Source organism: Corynebacterium frankenforstense DSM 45800 (assembly GCF_001941485.1).
In the GTDB taxonomy this organism is placed as follows: domain Bacteria; phylum Actinomycetota; class Actinomycetes; order Mycobacteriales; family Mycobacteriaceae; genus Corynebacterium; species Corynebacterium frankenforstense.
This window is the reverse complement of sequence record NZ_CP009247.1, coordinates 1,762,234-1,785,564: the sequence shown is the minus strand read 5'-3', so window position 1 is coordinate 1,785,564 and position 23,331 is coordinate 1,762,234. Positions and strand designations below refer to the sequence as shown.

Below are 23,331 nucleotides of genomic sequence, written 5' to 3'. Positions count from 1 at the left end.
ATGCCGACTGAACGCGCTGGCTGGGTGCGCTGACCTCAGCGACGTTTCGGTCCCGGGGATGGGCCTGTAGGTGCGCCGATTGCAGGTACACTGAACCCCGGGGCCCGTACGGAAGACCCGGTCTGGAGATCTGCCGTCAAGTGGGGTCGAGGCGTCAGCGCCGGATTACGCCTCTCCGGGAGAGCTGCGCCTGCCTTGGAAGAGGCACCGATTCCGGGCAGGCGGGGTTCCCGTCCCCCCCCCTGAAAGAACCGGTGCGGGTGTCTGGGCTCCGCGCGGCTGACGCAGGGCTGGCTGGCGCACTGCGCCCTGTGGCCCTGTCAGCGCAAGTTCTTGCGGCTCCGCGCGCCGGGAGTGGCTGACTCCAGTCGGTGCGCCGGGGGCTGCTGACTCCAGTCGGTGCGGCCGGCGCGGCTGGCTCCAGCAGGGGCGGGCTGGTGACTTCGGGCGTGCCGGATTCCCGGTTCTCCGTCGTGGAAGAGCCGGTCCGGGTGTCTGCGCTCGGCGCGGTTGACGCAGGGCTGAGTGGCGCACTGCGCCCTCCGGACCGGTCAGCGCAAGTCTTTGCGGCTCCGCGCGCCGGCCGTGCCGGGCGCGGCTGACTCCGGTCGGTGCGTCGGGTACGGCTGGCTCCGGTCGGTCGCCGGGCGCGGCTGGTGCAGCTGACTCCGGCCGGTGCAGTCGGCGCGGCGGGTCAGGCGGCGGCGAGGGCCTCGGTACGGGCATTCAGGATTCGGCGCGCCATCGTCGGCGTGTCGTCCCGCTGCCGCCTCCCGCCGGGCAGCCGCCGGTAGACGTCGAGTCCGTCCGACTCGATGCGGCCGTGCCGGGCGGGGGCGTCCGGGTCGTCGTCGTTGGCGGCGTTGTGCCAGGGGCACAGCAGCACCAGGTTGTCCAGGTTGGTCATCCCGCCGCGGGCGAAGCTGTCCTTGTGGTGCGCCTCGCTGTAGACGCCCGGCCGGTTGCACTCCGGGTGGGCGCAGACCCCGTAGACCTGCTGGAGGATCTCCCGTTGCTTGGGCGAGGCGAAGCGCTCCAGCCGGTAGAGGTCGACCGGCCCTGACACCGGGTGGACCAGCACGGCCCGGTCGACAACCGCGCGGTCCCGGAGCATGAGCCGGACGAACTCGGAACCGGTCATCCGGGCGCCGTCGGAGGCGAGCAGTTCGACGTCGTCGCCGTCGCCCCCGAGAATCCGGGTGTGCTCGTCGAGCACGATGCCGACGCCCGCGTGGTAGACGGTCTCCGGGACCCCCTCGGCGAGGACCTCCACGAAGGCCTCGCCGAGAGCGAACCGGTCGATCCGGTCCTCCTCGGTGCGCTCGTCGGGCCGGGCGTCGGCCTGCCCGTCAGCGTCGGCAGCGGTGCCGGTGGCCGCAGCTGTGTTTGTGGCGGCGCCGGAGCCGTCGCCCCGGGTACCCGGCTGAGCACCCGGCTGGGCGTCCGACCCGGCCGTGGTCCGGGCGAGGTTCCGGCGGGCCTTCTCGACTGCCGCCCGGTAGACCCCGGCGACCTGGGTTGAGGAGCCGTGGAAGATGAGCCCGGGGCCGCGCGTCCTCGAGTTGATCAGGCGCAGTGACGGGCGTCGCTCCGGCTCCGGGGCATCCGGCCCGTTGAACTCAAGAAGCAGGCGTTCGCAGGCCTCCTTGACCGCCTGGTGGTTGCCGGCCGTGCCGCAGGCCCGGGTACGGAATCCCCAGGCCCGGCGCTGGTCGGAGACCCTGCGCGCGTAGTTCTCGATCATGTCGAGGGTGGCCAGGGAGTGGCGGTTCTCGCGGGCCGCGGCGATCGCCGGGGAAGTGGTCCGGTTCGCGGGGAAGTAGACGCCGGCGATCCGCGCGATCTTCTGCGCGTCCGCGGGCACGACGCCGAGGTCGATGAGCCGGTGCCGGCTCAGGCCGGCGGCGGCCTCGGCGACGGCGATGCCCCGGCCGGTGACTTCGATGTATTGGTCGAGCGGGTTCATGGGACCCAGCATCCCGGCCGCGGCCCCGCCCCGCGAGAGCGCGGCTGCGCGGCTGTGGAACACACGCGGGCATCCACACCCCGGCCAGCCCCGCACTGGCGGCGCCCGGCTGTCTCAGCTAGAAGAGGGCGAGGGACGAGTCCAGGGAACCCGCGAGCCGGATCGCCGGAACTCGGAGGCCCGAAAGCCGCAGGGCCCGGCGACAGTCCGTCAGCGGCTCTTACCCCCACCGCTTCTACTCGGACAGGGACGCTCACACAGGCATTTCGCTGCGGCGTCCGTGTCTGCTGTGTCTGCGTGCGGCCGACGGCGGTGTGGACACCTGTGGTGCACGCCAGGAGAAGCAGCGGTGCGGAAAAGACCGGCGGCTTCCGCACAGCGGCGCTGGGTCGACGTGAGCGCGGAAACAGAGAGATGAGGCAGGGGCGCGAAGGTCTGCGCGAGAAGGAGGAGGGGCCTTAACTCGGGCGCGCGGTGTCGGCACGCGCGGCGTCGTCAATCGGGGCGGCACCCGCGCGCCGGGTGCGTCGGGCACGACGGGCGGTGCGCGCGACGTCGGCAATGAATACGGCGACGGCCACCCAGATGATGACGAAGCCCGCCCAGCGCGCCGCGCTGAGCTGCTCATCGACCACGAACAGCGCCCACAGCATCTGCATCGTCGGCGTGAGGAACTGCAGCATGCCGATCGTCGCCAGAGGCAGGCGGTGCGCCGCCGCGCCGAAGAGCAGCAGCGGCAGCGCCGTCACCACGCCGGAGACCGCGAGCAGCACCGCATTCGTCGCACCCGCGTTGCCGAACGTCGCCTGCCCGCCCACGGCGAGCACCGCCAGATACACCGCCGCCACCGGCGTGAGCACCAGCGTCTCCGCCGTCAACGACGCCGCCGACGACACCGTCACCTTCTTCTTGATCAGCCCGTAGCAGCCGAAGGTGAGCGCCAGGCCGACGCCCATCACCGGCGGCTGCTCGCTGAGCACCGCCAACCACACCACACCGACCGCAGCGATGCCCACCGCCGCCGTCTGCGCCGGCCGCAGCCGCTCATTGAGGAAGAGCACCCCCAGCAGCACACTGACGATCGGGTTGATGAAGTAGCCCAGCGCGGCGTCGGCGACGTGGCCCGAGTTGACCGCGATGACGTAGATCAGCCAGTTGCCCGCCACGACCACACCCGCCAGCGCCATGCGCGCCCACTGCGCCCGTCCGGCCGCACGCAGCTCGCGCCACCCGCGCGTCACCGCGAGCACCAGCACCATCAGCAGCGCCGTCCACACGATGCGGTGGGCGAGGATCTCCAGCGGCCCCGCGGGCAGCAGCAGCGGGAAGAAGGCCGGGAAAATGCCCCACAACAGGTAGGCAAGGACACCGAAGAGCATGGCCGTGATCGTACTTGCGCGCATCGATACACTGGCTGCCATGGTCAAAAAATCGGGCTTCGTCCACCTGCACAACCACACCGAATACTCCATGCTCGACGGCATGGCGAAGGTGGACATGCTCGCCGAGGAGGCCGTCCGCCAGGGCATGCCCGCGGTGGGCATCACCGACCACGGCAACATGTTCGGCACCGACAACTTCTACCGCACCATGACCAAGGCCGGGATCAAGCCGATCATCGGCATCGAGACCTACATGGCCCCCGAGAGCCGCTTCAACAAGAAGCGCATCCGCTGGGGCGAGCCGCACCAGAAGTCCGACGACGTCTCCGCCTCCGGCGCCTACCTGCACCAGACCATGCTCGCCGAGAACGCCACCGGCCTGCACAACCTGTTCAAGCTCTCCTCGCTGGCCTCCTACGAGGGCCAGCTGGGCAAGTGGCCGCGCATGGACGCCGAGCTGATCGCCGAGCACGCCGAGGGCATCATCGCCACCACCGGCTGCCCCTCCGGCGACGTGCAGACCCACCTGCGCCTCGGCCAGTTCGACGCCGCCGTCGAGGCCGCCGCCAAGTGGCAGGACATCTACGGCAAGGACAACTTCTTCCTCGAGCTGATGGACCACGACCTCGACATCGAGCAGCGCGTGCGCCGCGAGCTCCTCGAGGTCGGCCGCAAGCTCAACCTGCCGCCCCTGGTGACCAACGACTGCCACTACGTGCTGCAGTCCCAGGCCGGCCCCCACGAGGCCATGCTCTGCGTCCAGACCGGCAAGACCCTGCACGACCCGGACCGCTTCAAGTTCAACGGCCCCGAGTACTACCTGAAGACCGCCGAACAGATGCGCGAGATGTTCGACGACATCGTGCCCGACGGCTGCGACAACACCCTCTGGATCGCCGAGCGCGTCGGCGACTACTCGGAGCTGTGGGAGGAGCACCCCCACGACCGCATGCCGATCGCCGACGTCCCGGAGGGCTACACCCCGACCTCCTGGCTGACCGAGGAGGTCATGCGCGGGCTGGCCAACCGCTTCCCGGGCGGCGAGGTGCCCGAGAAGTACACCGAGCGCGCCAAGTACGAGATCGGCGTCATCGACATGAAGGGCTACCCGTCCTACTTCCTCATCGTCGCCGAGCTGATCAAGCACGCCCGCAAGGTCGGCATCCGCGTCGGGCCGGGCCGTGGCTCGGCCGCCGGCTCCCTGGTCGCCTACGCGCTGACCATCACCAACATCGACCCGATGGAGCACGACCTCCTCTTCGAGCGATTCCTCAACCCGGAGCGCCCCTCCGCACCGGATATCGACATCGACTTCGACGACCGCCGCCGCGAGGAGATGATCCGCTACGCCGCCGACCGCTGGGGCGCCGACAAGATCGCCCAGGTGATCACCTTCGGCACCGTCAAGACCAAGCAGGCGCTGAAGGACTCCGCGCGCGTGCAGTTCGGCCAGCCCGGCTACCAGATGGCCGACCGCATCACCAAGGCCCTGCCGCCGGCGATTATGGCCAAGGACATCCCGCTGCACGGCATCACCGACCCGGAGCACGAGCGCTACGCGGAGGCCGGCGAGGTGCGCAGCCTCATCGAGTCCGACCCGGATGTGCGCAAGATCTACGACACCGCCCTCGGCCTCGAGGGCGTGGTCCGCCAGGCCGGCGTCCACGCCTGCGCGGTGATCATGGCCTCGGTGCCGCTGATGGACCACATCCCGATGTGGCAGCGCCCGGCCGACGGCGCGATCATCACCGGCTGGGACTACCCGGCCTGCGAGGCCATCGGCCTGCTGAAGATGGACTTCCTGGGCCTGCGCAACCTGACCGTGCTGGGCGACGCCGTGGAGAACATCAAGAAGAACCGCGGCGAGGAGATCCACCTCGAGAAGCTGGTCACCGACGACCCGAAGGTCTACGAGCTGCTCGGCCGCGGCGACACGCTCGGCATCTTCCAGCTCGACGGCGGCGGCATGCAGGAGTTGCTCAAGCGCATGAAGCCGACGGGTTTCAAGGACATCGTCGCCTCCCTGGCCCTCTACCGCCCGGGCCCGATGGGCGTCAACGCCCACTTCGACTACGCCGACCGCAAGAACGGCCGCAAGCCGATGACCCCGATCCACCCGGAGCTCGAGGAGCCGCTGCACGACATCCTGGAGGAGACCTACGGTCTGATCGTCTACCAGGAGCAGATCATGCGTATCTCGCAGAAGGTGGCCAACTACACCGCCGGCGAGGCCGACAACTTCCGTAAGGCCATGGGCAAGAAGAAGCCCGAGGTCCTGGCGAAGCAGTACGAGAAGTTCGCCGGCGGCATGAAGGACAACGGCTACTCCAAGGACGCCATCGACGCGCTGTGGGGCACCATCGAGCCGTTCGCCTCCTACGCGTTCAACAAGTCCCACGCCGCGGGCTACGGCCTGGTCAGCTACTGGACGGCCTACCTGAAGGCGAACTACACCGCCGAGTACATGGCCGCGCTTCTGTCCTCGGTGGCCAGCAACAAGGACAAGTCGGCCCTCTACCTCTCGGACTGCCGCCACCTGGGCATCCGCGTGCTCTCCCCGGACGTCAACGAGTCCGAGGACGACTTCATGGCCGTCGGCGAGGACATCCGCTTCGGCCTCGGCGCGATCCGCAACGTCGGCCACGACGTCGTCGCCGGCATCGTGCGCGCCCGCCAGGAGAAGGGCGCCTACCGGGACTTCTCCGACTACCTGGAGAAGATCGACCTGGTCGCCTGCAACAAGCGCGTCACCGAGTCCCTGATCAAGGCCGGCGCCTTCGACTCGATGGACCTGCCGCGCAAGGGGCTGGCGCTCATCCACGAGGACGCCGTCGACGCGGTGACCTCCACGAAGAAGGCGGCCGACCGCGGCCAGTTCGACCTCTTCGCGGGCCTCGGCGGCGGGGAGGAGGCCTCGGCGGTGGACAACGTCTTCGCCGTGGACGTCCCCGACGAGGAGTGGGACCGCAAGCACAAGCTCGCCCTGGAGCGCGAGATGCTGGGCCTCTACGTCTCGGGCCACCCGCTCGACGGCTTCGAGGAGGCGCTCAACGCGCAGACGGACACCCCGATCACGAAGATCATCTCCGGGGAGGTCCACGACCGCCAGGAGCTGGTCATCGGCGGCATCATCTCGGCGGTGGACCGGCGCTTCTCCAAGAAGGACGGCTCGCCCTGGGCGATCGTCACGGTGGAGGACCACAACGGCGCCTCGGCCGAGATCCTGGTGTTCAACAAGGTCTATTCGCTGGTGGCCCCGCAGATCGTCGAGGACAACATCATCCTCGCCCGCGTGCACGTCAACGTGCGCGACGACCGCATGAGCCTCTTCTGCGACGACCTGAAGGTCCCGGACCTGGGCGCAGGCAACGGCCGCGGCCTGCCGCTGCGCCTGACGATGCGCACCGACCAGTGCACGCTGACCAACATCGCGAAGCTCAAGCACGTGCTGCAGCGCAACCCCGGTGACAGCGACGTCTACCTCAACCTGACCAACGGCTCGGACAGCGAGCTGCTGGTGCTCGACGAGCACCTCCGCGTCGAACGCTCGACCTCCCTGATGGGCGACCTCAAGGCGTCGATGGGCCCCGGCATCCTCGGCTGACGCTGAATTGCCGACGCCCCGTCGGTCGCCGTGCGCGGTCCGGCGCGGCGTGGGCGTCGGGACAACAAGAAGCGGGCGCCCCGGGTGGGGCGCCCGCTTCCGGGCTCTCAGGCTTTCAGGCTCTCAAGCTTGGAGAGGCGTGGGCCGGTGGATCGGGGGCGGGGAGCAGGGCGTTGCCGGCCCCGGGCGCTGGGCGCTGCCGGGCCGGTGGTGCGCTGCCGGCCCCGGGCCCGGTGCCCACGGCGGCTCCCGGCCTCCGCGCGCGGCGGCGCCAGGCTCCCGCCCGCGGTACCCCGCAGCGACCCGTGCTTACGTGCCTACTTGCTGGTGTCGGGCTCGGCGTTGACGTCGAACTTCGCCTCGTCGAGGCCCAGCGCGTCGCGCACCGTGAAGAAGAGGTCGGTCTGGTCGGTCAGGCCGGTCACGTTCGCGGCACCGGGGCCGAAGGCGGCGATGCGCAGCTGCGCGCCGGTGTGCGACTGGTCGGTGACGTCCAGGTTCTCGCTGGTGGCGTAGCCGACGGTCATCTCGGCGCCGTCCTTGGTGACGAGCTTGCGTGACAGGCCCGGGTAGACCGCGGCGCGGACCTCCTCCTCGGACTTGCCGGACTCCTCGGCCATCTCCTTGATGTCCTCGTCGGAGACGTTGCCGATGACCTGGCTGGTGTGCGCGTGGTCGGCGGTGACGACGACGAGGGTCTCGCCGTCCTCGGCCGCGAAGTTCAGGGCCTCCTGCACGGCCTCGTCGAGGTCGACGGTCTCACCGATCTGGCCGCAGGGGTTGGCGGCGTGGTCCTGCTTGTCGATGCTGGCGCCCTCGACCTGCAGGAAGAAGCCGTTCTCGTTGCCCTTGAGCAGGTCGATGGCCTTGGAGGTCATGTCGGCCAGCTTCGGGATGTCGTCGGTGCGCTCCGGGTTGTCGGTGCACTTGGCGGCCTCGTCGAGGTAGCCCTCCTTCTCGGCCTTCGGGCCCTCCCAGCGCACGGGCATGTTGCCCTCGGAGAACAGGCCCAGCACCGGGGAGTCCTGGTTGGCCTCGGTGATCTTGTCGAGCTCCTCGGCGTTGGTCGGCAGCTGGTAGCCGCGCTCCTCGGCCTGCTCGCGGAGGGTCTTGCCCTCCCACTCGCCGGCCTTGGCCTTCTGGTCGAAGCTCTCGGAGCCGCCGCCGAGCACGACGTCGGCGCGGGTGTTGAGCATCTGCTCGGAGATCGAGCCGCGGCCGCCCTTGTCCAGCAGGTCGTCGCCGCACTTGTCGGCGTCCTCCGGGCCGTAGCACTTGCGCTTCTCCACGTGGGCCAGCTGGACGGCCGGGGTGGCGTCCTGGATCTCGGCGGTGGAGACGTCGCCGGTGGCCAGGCCGTTGGCCTTGGCGATCTCGAGCAGGTTGGCCTGCGGGTTGTTGTCGGCGTCGACGGAGATGGCGCCGTTGAAGGTCTTGGTGCCGGTCGCCCACGCGGAGCCGGAGGCCGCCGAGTCGGTGACGTAGTTCGGCGTCTTGTCGTCCTTGTTCAGCGAGTAGTGGGTGTACTGGCCGGTCACGGGCAGGGTGTCGATGCCGGCGAAGTCGCCGCCGGCGCCCTCGGCGTAGTTGCGGGCCACGGTGATCTCGGAGTCGCCCATGCCGTCGCCGATGAGCAGGATGACGTTCTTGGCGTCCGACTTCTCGATCGCCTTCTGCAGCATGGCGGCCTGGTCGCCGTCGATGCGGCGGGCGCCGCCGTGGGTGGCGATGTCGCCGTCGGCGGAACGGTCGGCGAGCAGCTCACCGGCCTCGCCCTCGCGGGTGTCCGCGACCTGGGCGCCGGAGGCGTCCGTGCTCCCCTCGGACCCGGAGTCGTCCGCGCAGGCGGTCAGGGTCACGGCCAGGGCGGCGGCCGACAGGCCGGCGAGGGTCGTGCGCAGGGTCTTGTGCTTCACTTGTGCTCCCGTTCGATTCAGATTCTGGAGGTCTCGGCACGGGCTGGGTGCAACGGGTGCACCCGGTCTTCTGCCTCATTACACGGTGAACCCCCGCTGTGAACGCTTACTGAAAGTAAATTGAAAAGCCAGTGAACTTCGCGGCTACACTGTGGCTGCGTAACCTGCGGCACTCACGGCGCCCACCGGGACGTCGGAAATCGCCCGCACCCGAAACGGAGAGGAACTCGCCCTTGACCACGCGCATCCGCACCACCCACGTCGGCTCGCTGCCGCGCACCCCGCAGCTGCTGGAGGCGAACAACCGCCGCCACGCCGGCGAGATCGGCGACGAGGAGTTCCAGGAGATCCTGCAGGCCTCCGTCGACGAGGTCGTCGCCCGCCAGGTCGAGCTGGGCATCGACATCGTCAACGACGGCGAGTACGGCCACATCACCTCCGGCGCCGTCGACTACGGAGCCTGGTGGAACTACATCTTCTCCCGCCTCGGCGGTCTGACCATGACCGAGGAGGACCGCTGGGCCAACCAGGACGTCGTGCGCTCCACCCCGGGCAACATCAAGCTGACCAGCTTCGCCGACCGCCGCGACCGCGCCCGCTTCAGCGAGGCCTACGCCGACCCGGACTCCGGCATCTTCACCGGCCGTGCCAAGGTGGGCAACCCCAAGTTCACCGGTGAGATCACCTACGCCGGCGGCGACGAGGTCGCCCGCGACACCTCCCTGCTGCGCCACGCCGTCGACGCCGCCGGTGCCCAGGCCGGCTTCATCGCCGCGATCTCCCCGGGTGCCGCCGCGCGCCTGAAGGACGAGCACTACGGCGACGATACCGCCGTGGTCAACGCCTGCGCGGCCGCCCTGCACGAGGAGTACAAGGCCATCACCGACGCCGGCTTCACCGTGCAGCTCGACGCGCCGGACCTGGCCGAGGCCTGGGACCAGATCAACCCGGAGCCGTCCGTCGAGGACTACCGCGCCTGGCTGCGCATCCGCATCGACGCCATCAACGACGCCCTGGCCGGCCTGCCCGTCGAGCAGACCCGCCTGCACATCTGCTGGGGCTCCTGGCACGGCCCGCACACCACCGACGTGCCGTTCGCGGACATCATCGACGAGATCCTGCGCGCGAAGGTCGGCGGCTACTCCTTCGAGGGCGCCTCGCCGCGCCACGCCCACGAGTGGCGCGTCTGGCAGGACCACGAGCTGCCCGAGAACACCCTGATCTACCCGGGTGTCGTCTCGCACTCGATGAACGCCGTCGAGCACCCGCGCCTGGTCGCCGACCGCATCCTGCAGTTCGCCGAGCTCGTCGGCCCGGAGCGCGTCGTCGCCTCCACCGACTGCGGCCTGGGCGGGCGCCTGCACCGCCAGATCGCCTGGGCGAAGCTGGAGTCCCTGGTCGAGGGCGCGCGCATCGCCTCCGAGGAGCTCTAGAAGCCCGTCAATTGCCGACGTCCCGTCGGTCGCCCGGGCGCGTTCCGCCGCGCTCGGGTGCTGGGCTGGGCGGGGCGGCGCGAGGCTGCGGCTTCGCGCCGGTGATGCCTGTCCACGGCTTGGACGGGCGTGCCCCGGGCATGACGGCTGATCCGCACAGCAGAAAGGCGCGGAGCGTTTCGCTCCGCGCCTTCTGTGTGTCTGTGGGCCGTCGGTCCGGGCCGACGGCCTCCGGGGTGTCCTAGATCTTCAGGGCGCCCTTGATGTCGTTGATCAGGTTCGGGTTCAGCTTGAAGATGAACCCGACGACGCCGGCCACCGCGGTCAGGACGGCGAGGACGGCGTTGAAGATGCCGAGGCCCTTGTCGAACTCGGGCGAGGGGAAGATCCAGTTCTTCATGTCGCCGTTCTCGCACACCTTCCGGGCCGACTCACCCTTGTAGGCGTTGCCGTTGATCGTGACCGACTTCCCGGCGAATTCCGAGGCGGCGAACTCCTCATCAGACATTCCCTGAGTTGCATCGCAGAACGCCTTGAACTCCGGGTTCGCCTCGAAAGCGGTCTCCGAGGAGCTGGAGTTGGAGGAGCTGTCGCCCGGGGCCGGGGGCTCGGGGCTGTTGGTCGGGGTCGGATCACCGGCCGGCTTGCCGTTCTCTCCGGAGGAGGTGGCGCCGTCGGCCGGGTCGCCCGGCTCCGAGGTGGTAGAGGTGGCGGCGGTCGTCGTGGAGGCGGTCTCCTCGGCGGAGCTCTGCGCGGTGGCGGCGACGGGGCTGAGCAGCGAGCAGGCGGTCACGGCGGCGGTGGCCAGCGCGAGGCCGGTGCGGCGGCGGAAGTTCTTCACGGTGGTGGTTCCTCTCGAAGGTGTCGTGGTCGCCGGCTTTCGCGGTGACTCGGGGTCCGGCTCGGTCCGCGGGGCACGCGGGCGGCTCCGCCGGGGGCTGGTTCCGGAGAAGCACCCTACCAGGGTTCTCCTAAGCCATAAACAGGAAAGATCATTCCCCCGGAAACGCTCCCCCGGGAACTAAAGGTGGGCCTGCGACCCCCGTGCGCGGGGGCGCGGTTAGAATCTCCTCCATGACTGAGACGCGCACCACTGACGAGACCCCGGCCTTCGACCCCGTCCACGCGGCCGACATTCAGCAGGCCCAGGCGCGCATCTCCGCGGTCATCGCCCCGACCCCGCTGCAGTACTGCCCGCGCCTGTCGGAGGCCGTGGGCGCCCAGGTCTTCCTCAAGCGCGAGGACCTGCAGGACGTGCGCAGCTACAAGATCCGCGGCGCCTATAACGCCGTCAGCCAGCTCAGCCCGGAGGACCGCAGCGCCGGCATCGTCGCGGCCTCGGCCGGCAACCACGCCCAGGGCGTCGCCTACGCCTGCAAGGCGCTGGGCATCCGCGGCAAGATCTTCGTGCCGGTCCAGACGCCGAAGCAGAAGCGCGACCGGATCCGCGTCCACGGCGGCGACGCCGTGGAGCTGGTGGTCACCGGCAACAACTTCGACGAGGCCGCCGACGCCGCGCGTGCCGACGCCGCCGAGCGCGGCGCCGTGGTGGTCGAGCCCTTCGCCGCCCGCGACACCGTCATCGGGCAGGGCACCGTCGCCGCGGAGATCCTCTCCCAGCTCTCGGCCCAGGGCAAGACCCTGGACACCATCTACGTGCCGGTCGGCGGCGCCGGTCTGCTCGCGGGCGTGACCAGCTACCTGGCCGACATGTCGCCGCGCACCGGCGTCGTCGCCGTCGAGCCCTCCGGGGCGGCCAGCCTGACCGCGGCCCTGGCCGCCGGCCACCCGGTCACCCTCGAGGCCGTCGACCCCTTCGTCGACGGTGCGGCCGTCAAGCGCATCGGCGACATCAACTTCGGCATCGTCGAGCGCAACCTCTCCCGCGTGCACGTCACCGACGTCTCCGAGGGTGCGGTGTGCACCGAGATGCTGGACCTCTACCAGAACGAGGGCATCATCGCCGAGCCCGCCGGCGCGCTGTCGGTGGCCGCCCTCAAGACCGTCGACGTCGCCCCGGGCGCGACCGTGGTCTGCATCATCTCCGGCGGCAACAACGACGTCCTGCGCTACAACGAGGTCATGGAGCGCTCGCTGGTGCACCGCGGACTGCGCCACTACTTCCTGGTCAACTTCCCGCAGGAGCCCGGCCAGCTGCGCCACTTCCTCAACGAGATCCTCGGCCCGGACGACGACATCACCCGCTTCGAGTACCTCAAGCGCAACAACCGCGACACCGGCGCCGCGCTCGTCGGCCTGGAGCTGGGCCGCGCCTCCGATCTGGAGGGCCTGCTCGAGCGCATGGACGAGTCCCCGATCGACTGCCGGCAGCTCCACCCGGGCACCCCGGAGTACTCCTTCCTCATCTGAGGAACGCCACCGGGGAGGAATGACCGTCCCCCGACCGGGCTCGAACCAGCGCTTGGTCGAGGAGCTCCCCGGGGGAGGCGGCGGCGCCGAGCTCGCGAGGCGCCACCGCCCTCAGCGCAGCAGGACCGCGAACTCCCAGGGTCCGAGCCGGGTCTCCTCCGCGCCGACCTCGGGCTCGGTGAAGGAGTAGCGCAGCTCGCCGCCGAAGGGCACCGTGACCGGTTCGGGGGAGAAGTTGCCCACGAGCGTCCACTCGCGCCCGTCCGGCGCGGTGCGGTGCATGGCCACCCACCCGTGCTCCAGGGCCACGGCCTCGGGCGCAGCGTCGACGGCAGCCCCGGCACCCGCGCCCGAACCGGCGCCTGCGCCGGCAGCGGTCGCGTCGCCCGCAAGCCGCACGGTGGCCGTCACGGCGTGGTCGACGCGCACGTCGGAAAGCACGCCCGAGGCGCAGCCGAGCTCGCGTCGCAGCCGCAGCAGCTCGCGCACGGCGGCGACGATGCCCCGCTGGGCGCCGTCAAGCTCCCAGTCCAGCTTCGCCGAGGCGAACGTCTCCTCGGCGGCCGGGTCGGCGATCGTGTCCGGGTCCCAGCCCGAGGAGGCGAACTCGCGCATCCGGCCGGTGCGCGTGGCCTCGAGCAGCCCCGGGTCGGTGTGCGAGGCGAAGAAGGGGAAGGGCTGGCGCGCGCCGAACTCCTCGCCCATGAAGATCATCGGCGTGAACTCCGAGAGGTAGACGAACGCGCACTTGAGCAGGTGCTGCGTCGGGGTGATGCGCTCGGCGGCGCGGTCGCCGGCCGCCCGGTTGCCCGTCTGGTCGTGGGTGGTGGTGTAGGTGACGAAGCGCGCCCCGGGCATTCGCGTGCGGTCGAAGCCGCGGCCGTGCGAGCGCCCGCGGTGCAGCGAGTAGTCGCCGGTGAAGCGGTACGCCTCGCTCAGCGTGCGCGCCAGGTCGCCCACGCGCCCGTAGTCGCGGTAGTAGCCGTACTGCTCGCCCTCGGTCAGCGTGTGCAGGCAGTGGTGGACGTCGTCGAGCCACTGCGCGTCGAGCCCGTAGCCGAGGTCCTCGACCGGGGTGATCAGGCGCGGGTCGTTGAGGTCGCTCTCGGCGATGACGCAGCGCGGCACGCCGGTGCGCGCGGCGACGTCGCGCGCGACGTCGGCGATCTGCTCCAGCACGGAGACCGCGCCCCGGTCGTCGAGCGAGTGCACCGCGTCCAGGCGCACGCCGTCGACGTGGAACTCCTCGAGCCACTGGCGGGTGGCGTCGAGGATGAAGCGGCGCACCTCGTCTGAGCCCGGGCCCATCAGGTTGACCACGTCGCCCCAGTCGGTCGCCGCGCCCGTGGTGTAGGGCCCGAAGAAGCCGGTGTAGTTGCCGTCGGGGCCGAAGTGGTTGAACACCAGGTCCATGACCACCGCGACGCCCTCGGCGTGCGCGGCGTCGACGAAGGCCTTCAGTCCCGCCGGCCCACCGTAGGCCTCGTGGACGGCGAACCAGCTGACCGGGTCGTAGCCCCAGTTGCGCTCGCCGCCGAAGGGCTGGACGGGCATCAGCTCCACCGCGGTGACCCCCAGCTCGCGCAGGTGCGCGAGCTTTCCGACGGCCGCGTCGAAGGTGCCGTCGGCGGTGAAGGCGCCGACATGCAGCTCGTAGAGCACCTGGCCGGGCAGCGGGCGGCCGGTCCAGGCGTCGTCGGTCCAGTCGAAGTCGGCGGCCACGACCTCGGAGAAGCCGTGCACGCCGTCGGGCTGGCGGCGCGAGCGCGGGTCCGGCAGCAGGATGGACCACTCGGGCTCGGGTGCTACGGCGTCGGCCGGGGCGGTGGCGGGCGCCGGCGTGGACTCCGCGGCGGCGGGGGAGGCCGGGTCCGCGGCGTCCTCGGCACCGGCCGGCTCGGTGGCGACCTGGAAGGCGTAGCGGCGCCCCGGGGTCGGCGCGGGCGCGTCGGCCGGCGGGACGAACCAGTCGCCGGCGGCGCGCTCGAGCTCCACGCGCTCGCCGTCGGGGTCGTCGAGGACCAGCCGGACGCGGTCGGCGTCCGGGGCCCAGACGGAGAAGATCGGGTGGCGGTCGGGTGCGGTGGGGCGGCTCATGGGCTCCACCCTAAAAGACCGCGCCCGCCGGGTGTGGCGGGCGCGGGGACGCCGGGCGGGAAAGTGCGGCGGACCGGGGTCGGTCCGGGCCCGGAAACGCCGAGGCCCACCCGGTCTGCGTAGGCCGGTCCGGGCGCGGGCGGCGCGAGGCCCGGACACGCCGAGGCCCACCCCGTCTGCGTAGGCCGGTCCGGGCGCGGGCGGCGCGAGGTGCCGTCCCGGGGCCGCCGGCCCGGCAGCCCGGATCAGCTGTTGGCCAGGGCGGCGGTGGCGGCCTTGTCGATGCGGCCGAAGTTGTAGTACGCCGCGCAGGCGCCCTCGGGCGAGACCATGCAAGTGCCGATCGGGGTGTCCGGCGTGCACGCGGTGCCGAAGACCTTGCACTGCCAGGGCTTGATGCGCCCGGTGAGCACGGAGCCGCACTCGCAGGCGACCGGGTCGGCCACGCGGTCGTCCGGGACGTCGAAGATGCGCTCGGCGTCGAAGTCGGCGTAGGCCTCGGAGATGCCGAAGCCCGAGTTCGGCAGCCAGCCCAGACCGCGCCACTCGAAGGAGTCGCGCACGGTGAAGACCTCGTCGAAGAGGCGCTGGGCGGCGACGTTGCCCTGGCCGGTGACCACGCGCGAGTACTGGTTGCCCACGCTGGCCTCGCCGCGGGCGACCTGCCCGGAGACGAACTGCTCGAGCAGCATGGCCACCGACTGCAGGATGTCCAGCGGCTCGAAGCCGGCCACCGCGACCGGCAGGTTGAACTCCTCGGCCAAAAAGTCGAAGGCCTTCGTGCCCACGATGGTGGCCACGTGGCCGGGCCCAATGAAGGCGTCGACCTCGGTCTCGCCGCCGTCGGCGATCGCGCGCAGCGGCGGCTCGATGGTGACGTGGTTGGAGAACACCGAGAAGTTCTTCACCCCGCGCGCCTTGGCGGTGCGCAGCGTGACGGCAGTCGACGGCGCGGTCGTCTCGAAGCCGACGGCGAAGTAGACGACCTTGCGGTCCGGGTTCTCCTGGGCCAGCTTCAGCGCGTCCAGCGGCGAGTAGACGAAGCGCACGTCGCAGCCGCGGGCGCGGGCCTGCAGCAGCGACTCGTCGGAACCCGGCACGCGCATCATGTCGCCGAAGGTGGTCAGCATGACGTCGTCCTGGCGGGCCAGCCACAGCGCGTCGTCGACGCGGCCCATCGGGATCACGCAGACCGGGCAGCCCGGCCCGTGGACCAGGTCGATGTTGTCGGGCAGGAGGTTCTCCAGCCCGTAGCGGTAGATGGTGTGGGTGTGGCCGCCGCAGATCTCCATGATCTTGATCGGGCGGTCCAGCTTGGCCGCGTCGTGCTCGATGCGCTTGAGCAGGGCGCGCGCCGCGGCCGGGTCGCGGAACTCGTCGACGAACTTCACTTGCAGTGCACCTTCCTGGAAAGGGGCGGAAACGGGAAACGGTGGGGCGCCGGGGCGCGGGGCCGCCCGGCGGGGGGGCAGGGCCTGCGGCGCATATCGCGCCGCGGGGCGTCGGACCCCGGGGCGCCGGCCACGCACCACGGGTGCGGGGCGGCGACGGGGAGGGGCGCGACGTCGGAAAGCGGGCCGGATGGAGGGTCCGGCCCGCGGGGTCAGTCGATTCTGGATGTCGAGAACGAGTCGAGCTCGTCCTCGTAGGTGTTGGCGCCGAGCTGCCGGATCTGCTGCAGCGTCGTCGTCGCCTCGTCCTCGTCGATCTTGCTCAGGGCGAAGCCGACGTGGACGAGCACCCATTCGCCGACGTCGAGGCCCTCGTCGACGAGCAGATCAGTGGAGATGACGCGGTTGACGCCGCCGATGGTGACGGTGGCGCGGCCGGGGTCCTTCATCTCGACGATCTGAGCGGGCACTCCGAGGCACATGTGCAACCTCCTCAAGGTTTTCTGGACTACCGTCGAGCCTAACACCGAACCCCGTTATCTCCCGAGAAAGGCCGTGAGTAAGCGTGGAACCGAAAAACCGCATCAACCAGGACGAGGAGCGCGTCAACGACAACATCGCGCGGGTGCGGCGTCACCCCGGCCGGCTGAAGGACGACCACATCACGCTGTCCCACGGCGCGGGCGGCAAGCAGTCGACCACGCTGCTGGACCGGCTGTTCTTCGACGTCTACGGCAACGAGCTGCTCGACCAGGGCGGCGACTCCGCGGTCGTGGACCTGCCGGGCCTTCTGGCCGACGCGCAGGCCGAGGGCGCCAAGCTCGCCTTCACCACCGACTCCTACGTGGTCAACCCCATCGAGTTCCCCGGCGGCTCCATCGGTGAGCTCGCCGTCAACGGCACCGTCAACGACCTCTCGGTCGCCGGCGCGGACCCGAAGCTGATCTCGGTGTCCTTCATCCTCGAGGAGGGCCTCGAGGTCGCCACGCTGCGCCGCGTGGCCGAGGCCGTGCGCGACGCCGCCGCCGAGGCCGGCGTGACCATCGCCACCGGTGACACGAAGGTCGTCCCGCGCGGGGCCGCCGACCACCTCTACATCACCACCGCGGGCGTGGGCGTGATCCCGGCGGGGCGCGACACCGGCTTCGGCAAGGTGCAGGTCGGTGACCGGATCCTGCTGTCCGGCCCGATCGCGGACCACGGCATGGCCGTGATGATGGCGCGCGGCGACCTCGCCCTGGACGCGCCGATCGCCTCCGACACCCGCGCGGTCAACAAGCTGACCGCCGCGCTCCTCGAGGCCGTGCCCGACACCCGCTGGATGCGCGACGCCACCCGCGGCGGCGTGGCCACCGTGGCCAACGAGCTGGCCGACGCCACCGGCCTGGGCGTCGCCTTCGAGGACGAGGCCATCCCGGTGCGCGACATGACGCGCGCCGCCTGCGACGTGCTGGGCATCGACCCGCTCTACGTCGCCAACGAGGGCACCTTCCTGGCGGTGGTGCCGAAGGACTCCGCCGACGCCGCCGTCGAGGCCGTGCGCGCCGCCGGTGCGCCCGAGGCCCGCCTGGTCGGCCGCATCGTCGAGGAGCCCGCCGCCTCCGTGGTGCTGGTCACCGGCTTCGGCGGCGCGCGCATGGTGGACAAGCTCGCCGGCGACCCGCTGCCGCGCATCTGCTGATTGTGCTTGACGACGCCCGCGGTGCGCGCCGGTGCGCGGTGCCGTGCGGCGTCCGGCGGCGTGATTGCCGACGCCCGCGGTGCGCGCCGGTGCGCGGTTTCGTGCGGCGCGGCGGGGTGCCGCGCCCGGTGGCACGTCAGCTGAGGCGGGCGAAGTCGTCCACGCCGGCGCGGGCGGCGGCCGCCTGGCCCAGTGCGAGCCCGCCGTCGTTGGCGGGCACCGTGCGGTGCTCGAGGAGCTCGAGGCCGCGGGCGGAGAGGGCGGCGGCGAGGTTGCCGACGAAGAGCCGGTTGAGTGCGCAGCCTCCGGTCACACCGACGACGCGCGTGCCGGCCTTCTCGGCCGCGGCCGCAAGACGCGCGGCGAAGAGCTCCGCGAGACCCCGGTGGAAGGCCCGGGCGCGTTCGGCGACGGGCGTGGAGCGTCCGGCCACCGCCGCGAGCAGCGCGGCGACGGCCTCGCGGTCGTCGTCGGGCGTGCGGTCTGCGCGGGCAGGGGAGTGGGCCGGTGCGTCTGCCTGGTTCCCGGTCGCTTGGGGCGCGCCGGGCTCCGCCGGCTCGGCGCCGGGCCGCGTGACGCCGTCCTCCGCGGCCCCCGCGCTGTGCGCCTGTCGGGCGAGGGCCTCGAACTCCATGGCCGCCTGGCCCTCGTGGGTGACCGGGCCGGTGAACGCGCCCGAGAGGAACGCCGCGGCGTCGAAGAGCCGGCCCGCCGAGGAGCACTCCACCGTCCCCGTGCCCGAGGCCAGCTGCGAGTCGACCAGCCGCAGCTCGGCGGCGTCGACCCCGGCGAAGCAGTCGGCCTCCGCGACCGCGGCGGCCAGGCGCCTGCGGGCCGTGCCTGCCGTGCCGTCCGTGCCGTCCGCGCCGTCCGTTCCGCCCGCGTCACCCGCTCCGCCGGCGTCACATACCTCGGCGCCGTCACCGGCGCCGACACCGGTACCGCCGGCCAGCGCCGCGACGAGCCCGCGGGCCAGCCGCCACGGGTTGCGCACCGCCTTGTCGCCGCCGGCCATCCGGAAGACCGGCAGGTGCCAGGCGCGCGACCAGTCCGGCCCGCCCGCGTCGACCGAGAGCACCTCGCCGCCCCACACCGTGGCGTCCGTGCCGAAGCCGGTGCCGTCGACCACGGCGACCACCGCCGGGCCGGTCACCCCGTGCTCGGCCAGCAGCGAGCGCGCGTGCGCGTGGTGGTGCTGCACGCCGATCAGCGGCACGTCGTGCTCCTCGGCGAAGCGCTCCGCCCGCGCCCGGGTCGAGTAGCCCGGGTGCAGGTCGCAGGCCACCGCCGTCGGGGCGGCCCGCTGCATGGTCAGCATGTCCGCCGTCGAGGCGTCGAAGGCCCGCCGCCCGGCCAGCGAGGCCATGTCGCCCAGGTGACCGGCCACGTTCGCGCGCTCGCCCACGGCGAGCGTGAAGGCGTTCTTCAACTCCCCGCCCACGGCGAGCACGCACGCGACGTCGGCCGGCGCGGCGTCGTCAAGCGGCAGGGTGAGCGGCAACGGGGCGAACCCACGCCCGCGGCGCACGGGGCGGGTGCCGCGGAAGACGGAGTCCTCGACGGGCAGGTGGATGGGGCGGTCGTGCAGGACGAAGAGGTCGACCAGGCGGGAAAGCTTCGCGCGCGCGGCGTCGTTGGTGTGGCAGACCGGCTCGCCGGGCACGTTGCCGGAGGTCGCGATGACGGGGCGGTCGACCAGCAGCTCGTGCAGCGGGGAGTAGGGACGCATCACGCCGACCTCGCCCAGGCGCGGGGCCACACCGGGGGCCAGCGCGCCCAGGTCGCGGCCGATGACGATGGGTGCGGCCGGCGAGTGGACGAGCTCGAGCTCGGCGTCGGTGAAGCCGGCGACCTCCTCGGGGCGCGGGGCCATCACGGCGAAGGGCTTGTCCGGGCGGTGCTTGCGCTCGCGCAGCAAGGCGACCGCCGCGGGGTTGCGGGCGTCGGCGAGCAGGTGGAAGCCGCCGATGCCCTTGACCGCCAGCACGCCGCCGCGGTCGAGCTCGGCGCGGGCGAGGTCGAACAGCTCGTCCGGGTCGCCGTCGCGGCGGACCCCGTCGCGCTCCAGCCACATCGTCGGTCCGCAGTCCGGGCAGGCGACCGGCTGGGCGTGGAAGCGGCGGTCGAGCGGGTCGGCGTACTCGGCCGCGCAGCGCGGGCACATCTCGAATCTCGCCATCGTCGTGTTCGGCCGGTCGTAGGGCAGGTCCGTGATGATCGAGTAGCGCGGCCCGCAGTTGGTGCACGTGATGAACGGGTGGTGGTAGCGGCGGTCGGCGGGGTCGTGCAGCTCGGCCAGACAGTCCGGGCACGTCGCCGAGTCCGGGGGGATGAGCGTGCGCTCGCCGGCGGTCCGCTCGGACGCCACGATGCGGAAGATCTCCTCCCCCTCAACGGGGGAGACCGGGGTCTCACGCCGGCCTGTGATCTTGGCCAAGGGGGGTAGTGCCCCGAGCGCCTCGTCGAGGAAGGCGTGGACCGCCTCACGCGTGCCCTGGGCCTCGATGAAGACCTCGCGGTCGTCGTTGCCCACCAGTCCCGTGACCGGGTGGCGCGCCGCCGTGCGCGCGATGTGCGGGCGGAAGCCCACCCCCTGCACGACGCCGGTGACCAGGGTGCGGACGCGGATGATCTGGGCCATGGTCCCCGAGCCTAGCCGGGGCGTGCACCCGCACCCGGGGACGGCCGATAGGGTCTGGGGCGTGCATGAAGTCGCGTTGAGCAACCAGCTGGCGGGGGTGGTCCGCCGCGCCGCGGGCGGGCGCCGGGTCACCGGCGTGCACCTGAAAATCGGCGCCCTGCGGCAGGTCGTGCCCGAGACCCTGCGCTGGGCCTGGGGCTTCGTCATCGACGGCACCGACCTGGCCGACGCCGAGCTCGAGGTCGAGTGGATCCCGCTGGTCATCGAGTGCGCCAACGGGCACGTCACCGAGGTGACCGGGCAGCTCGACCTGACCTGCCCGGAGTGCCCCGCGAAGACCACTATCGTGGGCGGGGAAGAGTTCACCGTCGTGGACATCGAGGTCGCCTGAGACCCCTGCGAAGACGTCACCGGCGGGGACTGCCAACTCAGAGGTCTTTGGGCGCCCCGCGCCCGGGAGGGATGTTTTCCATGGGACGTTTCCACCGCCACGCCGACGGCACCGTGCACGAGCACCACCACGACCACGGCCATGACCACGGCCACGCTCACGATCACACCCACGACCACGACCACGACGTGATCGTCCACCACGACGACCACCGCGACGTCGGCGACCACTCCGGCTACGAGACCGGCCGCGAGCGCATCGACGTGCTCGAGGACATCTTCTCGGAGAACGACCGGCTGGCCGCCGCCAACCGCAAGGCCTTCGACGACAACTCGGTGACCTGCGTGAATCTGATGAGCTCGCCGGGCGCGGGCAAGACGACCCTGCTGCGCCACACCCTGGCCGCGGCCCAGGACCGCCTGCGCGTCGGCGTGATCGAGGGCGACATCGAGACCGACATCGACGCCGAGAAGCTCGGCGGCTTCGGCGCCCAGGTCTCCCTGCTCAACACCGGTGCCGGCTTCGGCGGCGAGTGCCACCTGGACGCGCCCATGGTCGCCCACGCCCTCGAGGGCCTGGATTTGTCCACCCTCGACCTGGTGCTGGTCGAGAACGTGGGCAACTTGGTCTGCCCGGCGGAGTTCGAGGTCGGCGCCCACCGCCGCGCCATGATCGCCTCCGTGACCGAGGGCGAGGACAAGCCGGTCAAGTACCCGGTGATGTTCCGCTCCGTGGAGGTCGTCGTGGTCAACAAGATGGATCTCATGCCGCACCTGGACTTCGACATGGAGCTCTTCCGGGCCAACCTGGAGAAGGTCAACCCGGGCGTGCAGGTCATCGAGTGCTCGGCGCGCACCGGCGAGGGCGTCGACGAGTGGCTCGCCTGGCTCGACCCGCGCCTGGCGCAGTAGCCACGGACCGGGGGGGGGCCGGGCGGCACCCGGGCGGGCTCCGGACCGGGCCCCGGCCACACCGGCCCGGACCCGGCGCTCCCGGGCCGGGTCGCTGACCGCAGTTTCTTAGGACACCCAGCCCAAACTGCGTATCTTCGGTTCTGTCAGAACCTATCAACGCTGATAACCTGGGTTTGTGTATGTGCGGTTACCGCACCCCCTGTTCGGGGGCGGGCGGTCTCACCGCGGTTTCCCCACAACAGAATGAGGTTCGCAACATCATGGATCTTGCACACGTGTGGCGGGGCGGAACCCTGCTGGAGAACCTGGAGCGGCAGGGGGTGAAGCGCCGCAACTTCATGCAGCTGTGCGCCGCCATGGCGGGGCTGTTCGCGGTGGGCCGCCCGGACCCGGCCTACGCCAATGAGGAGGAGACGGACAAGATCGCCGAGGCCCTCGGCGGCGCCGACAAGCCGCTGGTCGCCTGGCTGCAGCTGCAGGAGTGCACCGGCTGCATGGAGTCCCTGCTGCGCTCGGGCTCGTCGACCGTCGAGGACCTGGTGCTCAACCAGCTGTCCATGAACTACAACGAGCTGATCATGGCCGCCGCCGGCACCGCGGCCGACGAGGCGCTCTACGACATGTTCAAGGAGCCGCACATCCTGGTGGTCAACGGCTCGGTGCCCACCAAGGAGAACGGCGCCTACTGCACGATCGCCGGCAAGTCCGCCGAGCAGATCCTGCTCGACGCCGCCGAGAACGCCACCGTGGTGCTCGCCGTGGGGGCCTGCGCCGTGTGGGGCTCGGTCCAGGCCGCCAACCCGAACCCCTCGGGTGCCGTCGGAGTGGACCAGATCATCAAGGACAAGCCCGTCATCCAGGTCGCCGGCTGCCCGCCGATCGGCGAGGTCATCACCGCGACCATCACCTACCTGCTCACCTACGGCCGGCCGCCGGAGGTCGACAGCCAGGGCCGCCCGAAGTTCGCCTACGACCAGCGCATCCACGACTCCTGCGAGCGCCGCCCGCACTTCGACGCCGGCCAGTTCGTCCGCGCCTTCGACGACGAGGGCGCCCGCAACGGCTGGTGCCTCTACGAGGTCGGCTGCAAGGGCCCGTCCACCTACGCGCCCTGCCCGATCGTGCAGTGGAACATGAAGACCAGCTGGCCCATCGGCGCCGGCCACCCGTGCATCGGCTGCACCGAGAAGGACTTCTTCGACAAGTTCACCCCGTTCTACGAGGTGCTGCCGAATATCCCGGGCCTCGGTGTCGAGGCCTCCGCGGAGAAGGTCGGCCTGGGCCTGCTCGGCGTCGCCGGCGCGGGCGTGGCCGTCCACGGCGCGATCACCGCCTTCAAGTCCATCGGCGTGCGCCGCGAGTCCGGCGAGGTCGAGCTGCTCGCCGCCTTCGGCGAGGAGAACGGGAAACAGCCCGCCGGTGCGACGGCGAACACGATTGACGACGCCGCGTCGCCCGACGCGGGCGGTTCCGGCGCCCACGGCGTGGGCGGACCCGACGGTGTGACCGGCCCCGGCAGCGACGGCGCGAAGTAGAGGAGACCCG

15 protein-coding genes are annotated in these 23,331 nt (G+C 71.4%); 7 read left to right on the top strand and 8 right to left on the bottom strand.

Annotated elements, in window-relative coordinates; translation table 11 throughout:
• Positions 1-694 precede the first annotated feature (694 nt).
• Positions 695-1,966, bottom strand: coding sequence for an HNH endonuclease signature motif containing protein (locus CFRA_RS07825; protein WP_075664185.1), 1,272 nt, complete (start codon positions 1,964-1,966; stop codon positions 695-697).
• A gap of 458 nt (positions 1,967-2,424) precedes the next feature.
• On the bottom strand, positions 2,425-3,345 hold the full coding sequence (gene rarD, locus CFRA_RS07820; protein ID WP_075664184.1) for an EamA family transporter RarD: 921 nt from the start codon (positions 3,343-3,345) through the stop codon (positions 2,425-2,427).
• Positions 3,346-3,385: 40 nt separating this feature from the next.
• On the opposite strand from rarD, the gene dnaE reads away from it, so the two are divergent.
• Complete coding sequence (gene dnaE / locus CFRA_RS07815; RefSeq protein WP_075664956.1) at positions 3,386-6,952, top strand: DNA polymerase III subunit alpha; 3,567 nt, start codon at positions 3,386-3,388, stop codon at positions 6,950-6,952.
• Between the two features lie 317 nt (positions 6,953-7,269).
• Here the strand turns inward: dnaE and phoA are convergent, their stop codons facing one another.
• On the bottom strand, positions 7,270-8,868 hold the full coding sequence (phoA, locus tag CFRA_RS07810) for an alkaline phosphatase (RefSeq protein WP_083666905.1): 1,599 nt from the start codon (positions 8,866-8,868) through the stop codon (positions 7,270-7,272).
• A gap of 233 nt (positions 8,869-9,101) precedes the next feature.
• On the opposite strand from phoA, the gene CFRA_RS07805 reads away from it, so the two are divergent.
• Positions 9,102-10,301 carry a cobalamin-independent methionine synthase II family protein gene (locus CFRA_RS07805; protein ID WP_075664183.1) on the top strand — a complete coding sequence of 400 codons (1,200 nt, stop codon included), beginning with the start codon at positions 9,102-9,104 and terminating at the stop codon, positions 10,299-10,301.
• Positions 10,302-10,542: 241 nt separating this feature from the next.
• Here CFRA_RS07805 and CFRA_RS07800 read toward each other — a convergent pair whose 3' ends face one another.
• Positions 10,543-11,142: a hypothetical protein gene (locus CFRA_RS07800; RefSeq protein ID WP_075664182.1), complete on the bottom strand. Its 600-nt coding sequence runs from the start codon at positions 11,140-11,142 to the stop codon at positions 10,543-10,545.
• A gap of 233 nt (positions 11,143-11,375) precedes the next feature.
• Here CFRA_RS07800 and ilvA point away from each other — a divergent pair, with 233 nt between their 5' ends.
• Complete coding sequence (gene ilvA / locus CFRA_RS07795; RefSeq protein ID WP_075664181.1) at positions 11,376-12,671, top strand: threonine ammonia-lyase IlvA; 1,296 nt, start codon at positions 11,376-11,378, stop codon at positions 12,669-12,671.
• A gap of 111 nt (positions 12,672-12,782) precedes the next feature.
• Here ilvA and treZ read toward each other — a convergent pair whose 3' ends face one another.
• From treZ to CFRA_RS07780, 3 genes are all read right to left on the bottom strand, one after another.
• Complete coding sequence (gene treZ / locus CFRA_RS07790; RefSeq protein ID WP_075664180.1) at positions 12,783-14,768, bottom strand: malto-oligosyltrehalose trehalohydrolase; 1,986 nt, start codon at positions 14,766-14,768, stop codon at positions 12,783-12,785.
• Between the two features lie 245 nt (positions 14,769-15,013).
• Positions 15,014-16,159 (bottom strand): hydrogenase formation protein HypD, encoded by a 1,146-nt coding sequence (gene hypD / locus CFRA_RS07785; RefSeq protein WP_075664179.1) that lies wholly within the window; start codon positions 16,157-16,159, stop codon positions 15,014-15,016.
• Positions 16,160-16,371: 212 nt separating this feature from the next.
• The gene (locus CFRA_RS07780; RefSeq protein WP_075664178.1) at positions 16,372-16,641 is read right to left on the bottom strand and encodes a HypC/HybG/HupF family hydrogenase formation chaperone; all 270 of its coding nucleotides are present in this window, start codon (positions 16,639-16,641) and stop codon (positions 16,372-16,374) included.
• Positions 16,642-16,724: 83 nt separating this feature from the next.
• On the opposite strand from CFRA_RS07780, the gene hypE reads away from it, so the two are divergent.
• Positions 16,725-17,840 carry a hydrogenase expression/formation protein HypE gene (gene hypE, locus CFRA_RS07775; protein WP_075664177.1) on the top strand — a complete coding sequence of 372 codons (1,116 nt, stop codon included), beginning with the start codon at positions 16,725-16,727 and terminating at the stop codon, positions 17,838-17,840.
• 136 nt (positions 17,841-17,976) lie between these two features.
• Here the strand turns inward: hypE and hypF are convergent, their stop codons facing one another.
• Positions 17,977-20,481: a carbamoyltransferase HypF gene (hypF, locus tag CFRA_RS07770; RefSeq protein ID WP_075664176.1), complete on the bottom strand. Its 2,505-nt coding sequence runs from the start codon at positions 20,479-20,481 to the stop codon at positions 17,977-17,979.
• Positions 20,482-20,542: 61 nt separating this feature from the next.
• Between hypF and CFRA_RS07765 the strand changes: the two genes are divergently transcribed.
• The 3 genes from CFRA_RS07765 (at position 20,543) to CFRA_RS07755 (ending at position 23,321) form a co-directional block, all read left to right on the top strand.
• Positions 20,543-20,872 (top strand): hydrogenase maturation nickel metallochaperone HypA/HybF, encoded by a 330-nt coding sequence (locus tag CFRA_RS07765; RefSeq protein WP_075664175.1) that lies wholly within the window; start codon positions 20,543-20,545, stop codon positions 20,870-20,872.
• An 80-nt stretch (positions 20,873-20,952) separates the two neighbouring features.
• The gene (hypB, locus tag CFRA_RS07760) at positions 20,953-21,783 is read left to right on the top strand and encodes a hydrogenase nickel incorporation protein HypB (protein ID WP_075664174.1); all 831 of its coding nucleotides are present in this window, start codon (positions 20,953-20,955) and stop codon (positions 21,781-21,783) included.
• Between the two features lie 263 nt (positions 21,784-22,046).
• Complete coding sequence (locus CFRA_RS07755; RefSeq protein WP_083666903.1) at positions 22,047-23,321, top strand: hydrogenase small subunit; 1,275 nt, start codon at positions 22,047-22,049, stop codon at positions 23,319-23,321.
• Positions 23,322-23,331 lie beyond the last annotated feature (10 nt).

Coding starts and splice junctions, on each gene's coding strand:
- CFRA_RS07780 (WP_075664178.1), bottom strand. CDS start 16,641: ATGTGCCTCGGAGTGCCCGCTCAGATCGTCGAGATGAAGGACCCCGGC.
- hypF (WP_075664176.1), bottom strand. CDS start 20,481: ATGGCCCAGATCATCCGCGTCCGCACCCTGGTCACCGGCGTCGTGCAG.
- dnaE (WP_075664956.1), top strand. CDS start 3,386: ATGGTCAAAAAATCGGGCTTCGTCCACCTGCACAACCACACCGAATAC.
- rarD (WP_075664184.1), bottom strand. CDS start 3,345: ATGCTCTTCGGTGTCCTTGCCTACCTGTTGTGGGGCATTTTCCCGGCC.
- CFRA_RS07755 (WP_083666903.1), top strand. CDS start 22,047: ATGGATCTTGCACACGTGTGGCGGGGCGGAACCCTGCTGGAGAACCTG.
- treZ (WP_075664180.1), bottom strand. CDS start 14,768: ATGAGCCGCCCCACCGCACCCGACCGCCACCCGATCTTCTCCGTCTGG.
- CFRA_RS07825 (WP_075664185.1), bottom strand. CDS start 1,966: ATGAACCCGCTCGACCAATACATCGAAGTCACCGGCCGGGGCATCGCC.
- hypB (WP_075664174.1), top strand. CDS start 20,953: ATGGGACGTTTCCACCGCCACGCCGACGGCACCGTGCACGAGCACCAC.
- ilvA (WP_075664181.1), top strand. CDS start 11,376: ATGACTGAGACGCGCACCACTGACGAGACCCCGGCCTTCGACCCCGTC.